General features: G+C 40.9%; 15 protein-coding genes. All 15 read left to right on the top strand.

What is annotated here, in order from left to right:
• Positions 1 to 173: 173 nt before the first annotated feature.
• Positions 174 to 380, top strand: coding sequence for an excalibur calcium-binding domain-containing protein (locus R7R78_RS30015; RefSeq protein WP_077284359.1), 207 nt, complete (start codon positions 174 to 176; stop codon positions 378 to 380).
• A gap of 138 nt (positions 381 to 518) precedes the next feature.
• A complete protein-coding gene (locus tag R7R78_RS23230) occupies positions 519 to 1,247 on the top strand; it encodes a hypothetical protein (RefSeq protein WP_025634892.1) in 729 nt (242 codons plus the stop codon).
• A 199-nt stretch (positions 1,248 to 1,446) separates the two neighbouring features.
• Positions 1,447 to 1,743 (top strand): helix-turn-helix domain-containing protein, encoded by a 297-nt coding sequence (locus R7R78_RS23225; RefSeq protein ID WP_025634893.1) that lies wholly within the window; start codon positions 1,447 to 1,449, stop codon positions 1,741 to 1,743.
• Positions 1,744 to 1,828: 85 nt separating this feature from the next.
• Positions 1,829 to 2,329 carry a hypothetical protein gene (locus R7R78_RS23220; RefSeq protein ID WP_025634894.1) on the top strand — a complete coding sequence of 167 codons (501 nt, stop codon included), beginning with the start codon at positions 1,829 to 1,831 and terminating at the stop codon, positions 2,327 to 2,329.
• Positions 2,330 to 2,364: 35 nt separating this feature from the next.
• Entirely contained in the window at positions 2,365 to 2,871 is a 507-nt protein-coding gene (locus R7R78_RS23215; protein WP_029811849.1) for a hypothetical protein, read from the top strand.
• 17 nt (positions 2,872 to 2,888) lie between these two features.
• Entirely contained in the window at positions 2,889 to 3,221 is a 333-nt protein-coding gene (locus tag R7R78_RS23210; RefSeq protein WP_029811850.1) for a hypothetical protein, read from the top strand.
• Positions 3,221 to 3,703 (top strand): hypothetical protein, encoded by a 483-nt coding sequence (locus R7R78_RS23205; protein WP_025634898.1) that lies wholly within the window; start codon positions 3,221 to 3,223, stop codon positions 3,701 to 3,703. The genes R7R78_RS23210 and R7R78_RS23205 overlap by 1 nt, the downstream gene beginning before the upstream one ends.
• 228 nt (positions 3,704 to 3,931) lie before the next feature.
• Positions 3,932 to 4,423 carry a hypothetical protein gene (locus R7R78_RS23200; RefSeq protein WP_139351521.1) on the top strand — a complete coding sequence of 164 codons (492 nt, stop codon included), beginning with the start codon at positions 3,932 to 3,934 and terminating at the stop codon, positions 4,421 to 4,423.
• A 375-nt stretch (positions 4,424 to 4,798) separates the two neighbouring features.
• Entirely contained in the window at positions 4,799 to 5,050 is a 252-nt protein-coding gene (locus R7R78_RS23195) for a hypothetical protein (protein WP_025634901.1), read from the top strand.
• 43 nt (positions 5,051 to 5,093) lie between these two features.
• Positions 5,094 to 6,857: a P-loop NTPase fold protein gene (locus R7R78_RS23190; RefSeq protein WP_025634902.1), complete on the top strand. Its 1,764-nt coding sequence runs from the start codon at positions 5,094 to 5,096 to the stop codon at positions 6,855 to 6,857.
• Positions 6,858 to 6,863: 6 nt separating this feature from the next.
• Complete coding sequence (locus R7R78_RS23185) at positions 6,864 to 7,721, top strand: hypothetical protein (RefSeq protein WP_054574966.1); 858 nt, start codon at positions 6,864 to 6,866, stop codon at positions 7,719 to 7,721.
• Positions 7,714 to 9,048, top strand: a complete 1,335-nt coding sequence (gene qatC / locus R7R78_RS23180; RefSeq protein WP_025634087.1) for a Qat anti-phage system QueC-like protein QatC — start codon at positions 7,714 to 7,716, stop codon at positions 9,046 to 9,048. Before R7R78_RS23185 ends, qatC begins: the two co-directional genes overlap by 8 nt.
• Entirely contained in the window at positions 9,045 to 9,773 is a 729-nt protein-coding gene (qatD, locus tag R7R78_RS23175) for a Qat anti-phage system TatD family nuclease QatD (RefSeq protein WP_025634089.1), read from the top strand. The genes qatC and qatD overlap by 4 nt, the downstream gene beginning before the upstream one ends.
• A gap of 106 nt (positions 9,774 to 9,879) precedes the next feature.
• The gene (locus tag R7R78_RS23170; RefSeq protein WP_077284361.1) at positions 9,880 to 10,182 is read left to right on the top strand and encodes a hypothetical protein; all 303 of its coding nucleotides are present in this window, start codon (positions 9,880 to 9,882) and stop codon (positions 10,180 to 10,182) included.
• A gap of 128 nt (positions 10,183 to 10,310) precedes the next feature.
• Positions 10,311 to 11,437, top strand: a 1,127-nt coding sequence (locus tag R7R78_RS23165) for a DUF4158 domain-containing protein (RefSeq protein WP_206926118.1), incomplete at its 3' end; no start/stop codon positions are given.

Raw genomic sequence — 11,437 nt, 5'->3', positions numbered from 1 at the left:
ACCCACCTCCGCAGCCATTTATTGGTGTGGTCTACAGAGGATTATGTCTTTTTAGAGGGGAAAATCCCTAGAACCCCAGAGTGGTCGAGGTAAAGTTGAAATACGCTCTAAGTGTAGACCGCAGAGAAGTGGAAACGTTAGATTCGGTACTAAGAAACTGCACAAGCACTGAAATGATCGTACATGAACCTGCTGAGGAAAGTATAAAAACCACGAGAAACGTTTCAAAGTCCGCCCCGTTACTTATGTATGACGAAGATAATAACGGTAGGATTACTTGCAAGGAAGCTATCAGAAATGGTATTGCACCAGTAAGAAGATCACATCCTGCATACTCTTATATGAACGATAGAGATGGTGATGGGGTTGTATGTGAATAAATCGACTCTATCTATACGATCACTGGACTTCCAAAAAGCGGGACTTCAGGTAGTAGAGATGACATTTTGCTTGATATGCTCATTAGCCCACCAGCGAATCGGTGGCTAAAACCTTTAAAAACTAACGAGGAACTGAGTATGGCAATCAAAACAAATATACTGGAGCTAAATGGACTAAATCCGGCTTATTTCACCAATACGGAATTACTCCCTCTCGACGATTATCTGACGGGTAGAGGAATTTATCTATTTCCACATATTGAGAAGAGATTTGGCAGTATTCCTTTAGAGCGCGTTGTTGGTCATAGCCAAGGCTATGATGCGATGAAGTGGGGGGACTGTTTAGGTGGGCGTCACTTAAAACGTATTGAGCGAGCCCTAATGGAACTCAAAGAAAATCCAAATTACTATTTAGATCATCATGTAAAACCAGGTATTTCTTTTACAAAAGTTGAGGATGCTTACTTCATTGAAGAGGGAAAACATAGGACCATAACTGCGCGGTTCCTCTATCACCACAACCAGGAAGTTTTTAGAAATACCTCCCCTCTTTCTAACGTAAACATTCACGAAAGGTTCATTGATCATGAGTATATGGGCTATGTATATGAGATCAACATGCTACAGAAAATATACCCGGAATTAGAGTTTGAAATGACTTATACCGACTCAAATAATGAGAGGTGCTTGGCAGTACACCCGACTAATTTTAATATGCCAAGTAGTTTCTTTACTCGGGGAGAAGTCGAAGACTGCATAAAGCATTTAAAGAGTCCGAATCTATTAAACAAACTACGTTCACACAGACTGTACCAGCATATTGGAACTTCACATTGCTTAAAGCATATGTTCGGGAACATAAAGTAATTTGGTTGAGTTTTGCGTGACGTTGTCACTTGTGTCGTGGTCTAGTTGTATAGATGGTTTACTAAGCCTAGGCTAGGTTAAATGAAAACCATTTGTTAACTAGGTCATGACGTAAGATATTACAGTGTAATGGGAATTACTACCTACCGAAGATGATGAATACTGTTCAAAAAAAACTTGTTTAACGAAGAAGGATAGCATGAACGATAATAAGCCGAGTAAAACTCAAACCTCATTTCTGAGACGTTTGTTAGTTGCATATCTAATTGATAGAGGTTTTAACACTGTCCCAGCAATAGTGGAAGCAACGAATATGCCTCGTAGAACGGCACAGGATACTATCAAAGCTATTCATGAATTGGAGATTAAAATTGAACACACTAAAGGTGGTGAGTTTAAGATAATAGATTGGGGTGCAGTAAATCGTGATTGGATAGAAATTAATCGACAGCACGTGTGTGATGTGCTAAATTATCCGAGTAAATTTGATGATTGAATTACCCCTTAAACGCGATACTTCAAAGAAGTCCCTTCACACTTTCTGATAGTGAGTAATGCCATGATAGGTTTGAGGAATATACATGCCTTGTATTATTGATATTAACCACGATGTGAGTAAGAACAAAGAAAGCCAATGGGTCTCACTATGTGGTAAACACCTTTGGTTTAGTAATGACCCCCACAAAAGTATAGAAAATGCAAAACTAAGCGGAAAACCTATTTGCAAGACCTGTCGTAAGATTGCAGGAATTCCCATGTCTTCGAGAAGAAAACCCGAGGTCGAAGCTCCCTTTAAAATTTACACCGTTGGAGCTGGGGAAATCAAAGAGCGTATCGCAATCAAAGAAACCGATACCGGCTTTCGCACTCAAGGTGGTGATCTACAGTATAAAAACCAGAGACTTGATGCAGGACTTTGGAAAAATATTGGAGGAGATGCTTCAAAGTTAGTGACAACTAGGGAGCTTGAACAAGCGCGAAGCCTAGCTAAACATCAAATAACTATGCTTAAAGAGTATGTATCTAAACTACCGGAATTGATCACTAGTTTGGAGACCAAACTCAGTAAATACGAAGATTAAATATCAATTAATTATACGGATAATTAGCTTAGAACATGAAATCCAATTTCGAGACAAACACTGGTCTTAGGTTTATCTCAAAAGCTGAGACTGCATTTAAGATTCACATCCATACACCCGAAGATAAAATTCTTCATAGATCGGTTGGTTATATCCGTATTGGAGAGAAGAAAGGTCTAAAGAAAGCTATTAGGTTAAGGAACGAAATCGGCATAAAGTTGTGGGGGAAAAAGCTTTGGAAAAGAGTCTTGAATGAGCCTGAACTGTTTACCCGATTACCCCATAGTCTAGAGCCGAAACTAATAGAAAAGAACGCACCTATCAAATCAGACCCTCGAAGAAAAAAACTCCATTATTTGGCCAAGTGGTATGTATATGGTGATGACGGATCATTATCGACAAAGACTACAGTTGTGTCCGTGGAGAAGTATGGAAAGTTAGGGGCGTATAATAAAGCTAAACGTAAACTTACCGAAGTTTATAAAAATGAAATTGAAATATTATCTTACATGGATAGATTTAGTATTACTCTAGCTAAGTGAATGAGAAAATTATTAAAATGAATACGAAAAAATTTGTCGTTTCTACAGAGACAAGCATTGATACAGCCTATCGGCATTTCTGTAAAGCCAAAACAGATGATAGCTTAGACATCATGTTTGAAGGTGCTGAAAAGCAATTGGCAAATTTAGATTGTACTGGAGAGGAGCGCAATCGAGTCTTTCATAACATTTACATTGCATATGGACGTCGACAAGAAGACATCGATGGCGAAAGTACAAGTACAGAATATAAGGCACTGAGAACAGTTGATAAGAGCCTAGCTAATAACAAAAATCTAAGTACAGAAGAGCTACTGGGTGAGGCGCTAAGAGCAATGGAAAATAAGTAATGATCAAAATAGGATTCCCTGTACGCACTTCATTACACAAATTGACGAAACTCTTTACTCAGCTGTTTAACCGATTGTTTGTATACCTTTCAGTTAGCAATTTACCACAAGTAATCTTCATGGGGGCGGCCATATTTGCTCTGTTTAGTGCGGTTTTAAGCTTAACCGAATCGATTAACTATGTTCTTGCTGGGATGGCTAACTATGGCTTCATCGAATTGCTGAGGGTCTTAATCTACATTGCATTCGCTTTCTCTCTGGTAATGAAAATGTGGAAAATTAGTATTACTAGCTTTATCTTGATCATTCTCTTCGGACTAGCTATATCAACTGGCTTATCCAACGGCTGGGGAAGTACATCAATACAGTTAGGCTATGCTCTATCTTCCGGGTTTAAAGGTCTGGCATTGATCCTACTTGGAGGAATTGCTGGTGGTGTTTCAAGATGTCTGTATTGGATCTACAACCGTTGGCCAAAATGATAGTAACCTTAGTGTTGATTTAGAGTAGCTATGAACATAACAAATTGTTCAAGAGTGATTCGGCACGTGTGGCATTTTGACTATGCGTTGGTTTAGGTGATGAAGGTGGTATGCGGCGGCATCAGTATTGCGTTGCTCAAACCTTAATAGGGCGTTTATGCTTAGGAGCAGAAGTTGAGATATTTGGAAGAGTTCGAATTGGCGATTGAGCGCTCAAGGTACCTTAAATTGTCTGATACACGCTTTAAGGCTTTAGATGCGAAATTTTGTAGTGATGAAAACCTTCAAAATTGCTTGGATTTTCTAAATTATCTATATAACCCACTAAAAGACACCGATCTCGTAGGACAGTGTCTAAATATTCATTCTCAACTAATGAAAGCGGTAGAACATTTTTACGGAGCGCCACCAATATTCACTATTGGATCTATTACATTTGATGGAAATAAATATTTTGAGTTAACTGAGGATGATATCAAGTCATCAATTTTAGACTGTTCACCTACCAATATGGCCAATATTCACGCATGGTTGACGTTGCCTTCTATGGAGATACTAGATTTTACGTTTATTTCAACTTACGAGAGTCAAGCTGGAGACAGTGGCTTTCCAAAAGTTGTCAGTCAGTTTGCTGAAAGTCTAAAACCGCACTTTCATTATCACCCAGTGTTGACAGGAGAAGAGAGTCTTTCAAAGTTAGGTTTATCGTCCAGTGGCTAGCACTTGTTCTGAGCTATTGCAATAGCTACCAGCTCGTCACCTCGCTTGCCAGCAGGGATAATAAGTATCAAATGCAACTGGCAGGTAGTTCGATTCCTGTCTTATAGTCACTTAAAGTCCTGGCAATCAGTTCCGACGTTTTATTTACCAGATTAGCTTTATTTTAACTCTACTGTGAGAGAGTAATAAAGTCTCATGCTAAAATAGCCGCGATCGCAATCGATACGCTGCCATTCCTAAATCGAAAATGCCCCGAAGTTTGCCAGACTCTGATTTGGGACACACTTCTTTTGTCATCATTTGACCTATTTTTCCTAATAACAGAATATTTAGTTTGATATAGACTGTTATAGCTTTGGCAGAAATGAGGAAGATATGAACACTAAGGAAACCGAAGAGCTTCAAAGGAATATGGATATTTTTTCAACGCCATTAGATGTTGAAAAGTACATAGATGAAGGGCTAATTAGCCGCTACAAGAATACCAAAACTCAGTTTGTAATCCATTGTTCTAAAGATGAGTTACCTGAAGAAGTCAGTGTACGGGCAAATAAAATAGAAGTCTTAACAAATAAAGATGGTTCCAACGCTCTAGTTTTGGGGCTTGACTTAAAAGTCAGAAAATAGTGCGTGTTGAAAACAGCTATTTTGTAGACAAAATGGGGTTTAAATGTGGTCTGATAAAGAGTCCTCACTAGACTTTTTAAATTTTAGTGAAACTGCCGAATCGATTAAGGATCTAATCACCGAAAAGGAATTGATGCCAATATCTGTTGGCGTTTTTGGGGATTGGGGGGCAGGAAAATCAACAATCTTAGAGCTAACCAAAAAATCAATATCTGAAGAGAAGCAAGACTACATTCAAGTCCATTTCGATGCATGGATGTATCAAGGCTATGACGATGCTAAAGCGGCTCTATTAGAGACAATTGCATCTACCTTGGTAAACCAAGCGAAAGACAACGCCAGCTTGAGCAAGAAGGCTAAAGAGTTTGCAGGACGTGTTGACATCATTAGATCTTTGGGATTATTGATGGATGGTGGTGCAGCTTTAGCTGGCGTTCCCACCATGGGTGGTTTTCAGAAGTTGATGGGGCTATTCAGTGGTGGAGAGGATCGCGAACTAGACTTTGGTGATGCCAAGGATGCAGTAGATGGTGCGAAGCAGATAGCTAAAGATAACAAAGAAATTTTAAAGCCTAAAAAGGCTTTTTCACCCCCAAAAGAAATTAAAGAGTTCCGCAATGCGTACTCAGACTTGTTGAGTGAATTTGATAAACCACTCATAGTCTATGTCGATAACTTGGACCGTTGCTCGCCATTTAATGCAATTTCGACGCTGGAAGCGATACGACTATTTTTGTTTTTACCAAATACAGCATTCGTGATTGCGGCAGACGAAGATATGATCCGCTTAGCTGTGCCGGAATATCACAAGGGAGCTTCGCAGCGCCACCAAACAGACTACCTAGATAAATTAATTCAAATCCCAGTACACGTTCCAAGACCTGGTACTCTAGAAATCAGAGCTTACCTGATGATGTTGACAGCTCAAGATCATGGCGTTACGAGTGACCAGCTTGAGGGGCTTAGGGAAAGCCTAGAGCAGTCTCTTCAGCTATCTTGGAAGCAGTCACCCATATCAGTCGATGAGCTTTTGGACGTTGATAAAGTTCAAGATGTTCAGGGTAAGGACGAACTCAGAAGTAAGTTCATCGTGGCCGAACAACTTGCTCCATTGCTCGCAGAGTCCTCCAATATAAATGGGAACCCTCGAATTGTTAAACGCCTCTTAAATCAGGTGAAAATGAGAAGAAAAACAGCACTCCGTCGTGGTATGCAGCTGGATGAGAAAACCATTACCAAATTGGTGATATTTGAGCGTTGTTTGGGGACTCAAGCAACAAACAAACTGTATCAGTTGATTGATACAGAGAGTGGTTCTCCAAAGATTCTGGCTCAATTGGAAGATCCAGAAGCTGAATTCGATGATATGGATTTACCAGAAGAGTGGAAGCTAGATTTAGCCTTTCTTGACAAGTGGTCGAAGCTACCACCGATGTTTGCAAATGTGAACCTGACCCCAGCGGCATACTTAAGTAGAGAGAGTATCCCCATGGGCCTAGTGAATGCAGTTATGTCCGGCGCTGCTCAAAAGCTTGTGAAGGATTTAATGAAACAAACGGAAAGACTAAGCCATACAAACCAAAATGCCATAGCAGCGACCCCAAGAGAAGACTATTTAGCTGTGATGGATGGACTAATTGAAAACTTCAGGACTGTAAGTGATTGGTCAAAAGCTCCCCCAGGCATATATGGCGCGAGACTACTAGCAGTTGAAGAGCCTAAATGTAAAAAGGCGCTACTAACTTACGTGAAGGGACTGCCAAAGCAAAGGTGGTTGAATGTAATTATCAAGGAATTAGAAAAGTAGGTATTAATGGGTACTTCAGCATCATCAACTGGCCCTAATAACCAGAGCCCACTCATTCCGTCATGGGCTGAACAAAGTCCGCCTGTAACAATTGAGCCAGCTCAAGATACTGGTGGCCCGGACGGGGAAAATCAAGGTGACAAGGAAATCGACAATGAAAAAGTTCAGCAGGAAATCGGCAAACCATCTGGTACTGCCAATCCTGCAAACCGTTTTGCAGGAGCTAGAAGAGAATTCGGGAATTATGCCAAGGCCGGAGGTTCAAGCTCTGATCTAAGGCGAGCACTAAAGAGTTATTCTAAAAAAGGCTCTGGTGGTGGAAAAACCACAAGCCGAAGGTTGGCTAGTGGGATAACGGCTGGTACTGGTTTACTTGGAGTAATGCGTGGAGACACTGTTACTGTCAACAACCAAAGCCTTTCCTTAAATGACTTGAAAGGCCTATCCACTGACCAAGCTATTGATAGAATTGCTTCACATTTGGCTCCTGATAATGCTGACTCAGACTCTGTGAGAATTGCCTTAGATTACGCGCTGGAAGAAGCGCTACCAGATACAGAAGATTTCGATCCAAATAGTTTTACTGAAGAAGTAATCCAACAAGCCATCGGCTGCTATTTAACTGACTTGATTTTCCAAGATGTGGTTGAAGGCATGGGCAGGGCTTGGTTCCACGTAGAACCTGCTAGCAAGCACCATAGCATGGAAGTTGAGCTAAGGGAGCTTATCAAGGTAATAGCTCAGGAGCAGCTAGACAAGGTCACTAATGGCAACCCTAGCAATATCACCAGAAATAACATTACCAAGATTCAAGCTGATACCATCGCAATGACCGTTGAAGAATGGGAGAGTTTCGATGACTAAGTTTTACTTCAATGATAATCCAAACCAACTACCTGAATATTCAGAGTCATGCCACCCTGTACAACTATTCCACACTCACGAATATGATCAAAAAAAACACAGCTTAGCTTCCAGAGGACTACTGCAAACAGTAAGAGACTTGGGAGTTGCTGTTGAGCCTAAGGCAATCGATTTAATTACAATTGCTTCCGCTGTTACCGCAGCAGATACTTTTGAGTTAAGAGAGAAGGCTGAGAATGCTTGGTCAAGGCAAATGCACCTTCACATCCCTGTAAGTGAACCGAATATATGGAATGCAGAAAGCGCTGAGTTGAGTTCAATTTTGAACTTTCTTACTGGCGATCAATGGATGTTCACTTTTGAGCAGACATCAATGGAACTGCCTAAACCTAAGATAAGTAAGCAGGCTAAATATAAAGCCAAAACTCTTCTAGGAAAAAATGCTGTTTGCCTATTTTCTGGCGGTCTTGATAGTGCAGTGGGTGCTATTGATATCCTTAATGGAGAGTCAGAATATAAGCCTCTCTTAGTAAGTCACGCCTATCGTGGAGATGGTGCAAAACAGGAAGAAATTAAGACTTTGTTGTCTTCTCCATTTGCTGAGCTCTCCTATTCAATTTCTCCTCATATAATTAAAACATATGAAGGCAGAACGGACATAAGTATGCGTGGGAGAAGCTTTAACTTCTTGGCGATGGCCGTATTGGGCATTTCCGCACTGAGAAGTGCTAACTGTGATGCCAGTATTAAAACCATTATCGTTCCTGAGAATGGCTATATCTCAATCAATCCACCACTAACTAGAAGGCGAATAGGTAGTCACAGTACGAGAACCACACACCCCAACTTCTTGCAGAGGTTGGAAGAATTGCTGACACGCATAGGTTTTGACGTCAAATTCGTAAACCCTTATCAGTTTAAAACAAAGGGGGAGATGTTGGCTGAGTGCGTTGACCAAAACGCTATTAAAAAAGCCGTACCGCTAAGCGTTTCATGCAGCCACTGGCACAGAGAACACATACAATGTGGGCACTGCTTGCCCTGTCTAATTAGAAGAGCATCTGTTCATCATGCTGGCTTTGATGATGACGCACCATATAAAACAAAGCGATTGAAAACGCTAATTAAAGAGAAGGATACAAGAGACGACCTGCAAGCAGTTCAAACAGCCATTATCCGGTTGAAGCAAACCAATAATTACAAATCTTGGCTACGTAAATCTGGTCCAATCCCACTAGATAAGTCTATACGTAATGCCTTGGAATCAACGCTTAAGCGTGGTTTGATGGAAGTTGAAGTGTTTATACAGGCTAACAAAACATCATGATGGATATGCATTGCCATGTTGATCTATACCCCGAACATCAGAAGGTATTGGATGACATTGAACGCTCAAACTATTACGTATTATCTGTAACAACAGTGCCTTCAGCCTTCGAAGGCACTGTTAATCTCACAAAAGGGCTTAAGCATTGCAAAACCGCTTTGGGATTGCACCCTCAGCTAGCTCATTTAAGGAAAAATGAACTACCAATTTTCGATCGACTTATAGAGAAAACTAAATATATAGGTGAGATTGGACTAGATGGATCAAAAGGCTGGAGAGAGCATTTTGATGACCAATTATTGGTTTTTAATCACATTCTGAAAAAATGTGAGTCATTCAATGATAAAGTTCTAACAATACATAGCCTGAATGCAGTAGACGAAACCTTAATGTGTCTGAAAAAACACCCGAAAGCAGGCATCCCTGTTCTCCACTGGTTTTTGGGGACAAAAAAACAGTTATTAGAAGCTGTCGATATAGGTTGTTATTTTTCAGTTGGACCAGCAATGCTTTTCTCAGCACGTGGAAAGCGACTTATATCTTGGTTACCTAAAGATAAAATTCTTCTAGAAACAGATGGACCTTTTGCGAAAGTTTCGGGAAAAATACTGTTCCCCTCAGATGTTGATACCGTAATTCAGTATCTTTCTAAAGAATGGGAAGTGTCTCAATCAGATACAGTTAGACAGTTGAAGAATAATTTACGTCAATTAGTTGCTAAATGAATACATCTTTGTAGAGATGTTGTGCAATTGGGACCTATAAATGTAGATCTTGAGCTAGCCACCTTGTTAGGTGGAGAAAATATGACCCAAACGAAAAAAAATTATTATGGACAAATCAGAACATTGTAAAGAAGTTTACGCATATTACGGTTTAGCGATGTATCGTGCTCAATGTGTGGAGCAATCGATTATTCAGTTGCTCATCTTTTGTGATTTATACGAAAGAGAGGCAAAGTCTAAGCACACCCAAGAGGAGTGGGAGGCTAAGTTTGATAGCTTTGATCAGGAAGTTAGTGATAAGACGATGGGTAGACTAATAGGACATCTAAAATCTTTAAACGTACTTCAAGCGACTACAGAATCGTTGCTAGCTAAGGCACTCAAGGAACGTAACTTCTTGGGGTTCTAGGGATTTTCCCCTCTAAAGTAACATAGAACGCTACAGGTATTATATTATATGGTCTGTGGCGGTGGGTTACCTTCCAATATTCTGCCATCTTATATAAACACCATCAATCATATTGGCGTTTATTCATCATGGCAATTAGTAATGAACTCTCGATTCTGACTCAGGCAGAACAACGAGACTTGTATTCAGCACCTCAGTTTTCTATTGAGGAACAACGTTTGTATTTTTCGCTAAACGATGTAGAACAGGCCGAATGCCGTACTATCAGGCTTACTAAACATCGTTGTTATTTCGTGGCGCTTCTGGGCTATTTTAAATCTAAGCCAGTGATCATTGCTCCGAGTTTCCGTGATATCAGTATCGACATGCAGTTTATTGCCTCCCAAATTCAAAGAGGTAAAGGGATCAGGCCTTTCAGTGTCAGTAAAATGCAGCGTGACCGTATTTACTCAAGGATACTGCGTCTACTAAATTACAATAAGTGGAATGAAAAACAGCACCTCAATGCTCTGTGCCACCACCTGGTTTACATTGGTCATGCCTGGCTGGAGCCTCGACACCTCTTTGATGCGGCCATTGAATACCTTGCCAGCCATAACATTGCCATTCCTAAGTACTCCGTGCTTCAAAGACTGATAAGCCGCACAATGCAACAGGTCAGAAAAGACCTGACGCTCCAACTGAATCAACTTACCAGTAATGAACTTAACGTCTTTCTGGACAACATAATCACTACTAAAGACGACGGGCTGAGTCTGAGCCATCTCAGGGGTGGTGCCAAAAGTCTGACCGTGCCTGAGCTTAAAAAAGAGCTCGCCATTTACCACCGGTTAGCACCATGGCACACGCAAATAAATGACGTTGTGGACAGGCTCAATCTGTCGCTAAAAAATCGACAACACTTCAGCGGCCTTATTGATTACTACGGCAGTAAAGTGCGGCGCTTCAAACGCTCACAGCAGCACCTGTGGTTACTGTGTCATCTGACAGAGCGCATGCAACTTGCACTGGAGCGCCTGACGGATGGGTTTGTTTACCATATCCGAAAACAACAGGAAGCCGCCAACGCCTTTGCACAACAAGCAGTGTTCCTGTCCTGGCAGTCAGCTGCGGACAATGTCACGAAAGCGGCAGAGCTACTTCACCTGTTTGTTGACGAGAATATTGATGACAATCAGCCCTTCTCAGTAGTCAGACAACAGGCATTGAAGGTCATGAATGACAGGGATATCCAGACCCTCTGCCTTTACCTGAA

The organism is Vibrio sp. 2134-1 (assembly GCF_033339495.1).
Note: the sequence above shows the minus strand (reverse complement) of the source record. Positions and strands in the feature narration are given on the sequence as shown.

Coding starts and splice junctions, on each gene's coding strand:
- R7R78_RS30015 (WP_077284359.1), top strand. CDS start 174: ATGATCGTACATGAACCTGCTGAGGAAAGTATAAAAACCACGAGAAAC.
- R7R78_RS23230 (WP_025634892.1), top strand. CDS start 519: ATGGCAATCAAAACAAATATACTGGAGCTAAATGGACTAAATCCGGCT.
- R7R78_RS23225 (WP_025634893.1), top strand. CDS start 1,447: ATGAACGATAATAAGCCGAGTAAAACTCAAACCTCATTTCTGAGACGT.
- R7R78_RS23220 (WP_025634894.1), top strand. CDS start 1,829: ATGCCTTGTATTATTGATATTAACCACGATGTGAGTAAGAACAAAGAA.
- R7R78_RS23215 (WP_029811849.1), top strand. CDS start 2,365: ATGAAATCCAATTTCGAGACAAACACTGGTCTTAGGTTTATCTCAAAA.
- R7R78_RS23210 (WP_029811850.1), top strand. CDS start 2,889: ATGAATACGAAAAAATTTGTCGTTTCTACAGAGACAAGCATTGATACA.
- R7R78_RS23205 (WP_025634898.1), top strand. CDS start 3,221: ATGATCAAAATAGGATTCCCTGTACGCACTTCATTACACAAATTGACG.
- R7R78_RS23195 (WP_025634901.1), top strand. CDS start 4,799: ATGAACACTAAGGAAACCGAAGAGCTTCAAAGGAATATGGATATTTTT.
- R7R78_RS23190 (WP_025634902.1), top strand. CDS start 5,094: ATGTGGTCTGATAAAGAGTCCTCACTAGACTTTTTAAATTTTAGTGAA.
- R7R78_RS23185 (WP_054574966.1), top strand. CDS start 6,864: ATGGGTACTTCAGCATCATCAACTGGCCCTAATAACCAGAGCCCACTC.
- qatC (WP_025634087.1), top strand. CDS start 7,714: ATGACTAAGTTTTACTTCAATGATAATCCAAACCAACTACCTGAATAT.
- qatD (WP_025634089.1), top strand. CDS start 9,045: ATGATGGATATGCATTGCCATGTTGATCTATACCCCGAACATCAGAAG.
- R7R78_RS23170 (WP_077284361.1), top strand. CDS start 9,880: ATGGACAAATCAGAACATTGTAAAGAAGTTTACGCATATTACGGTTTA.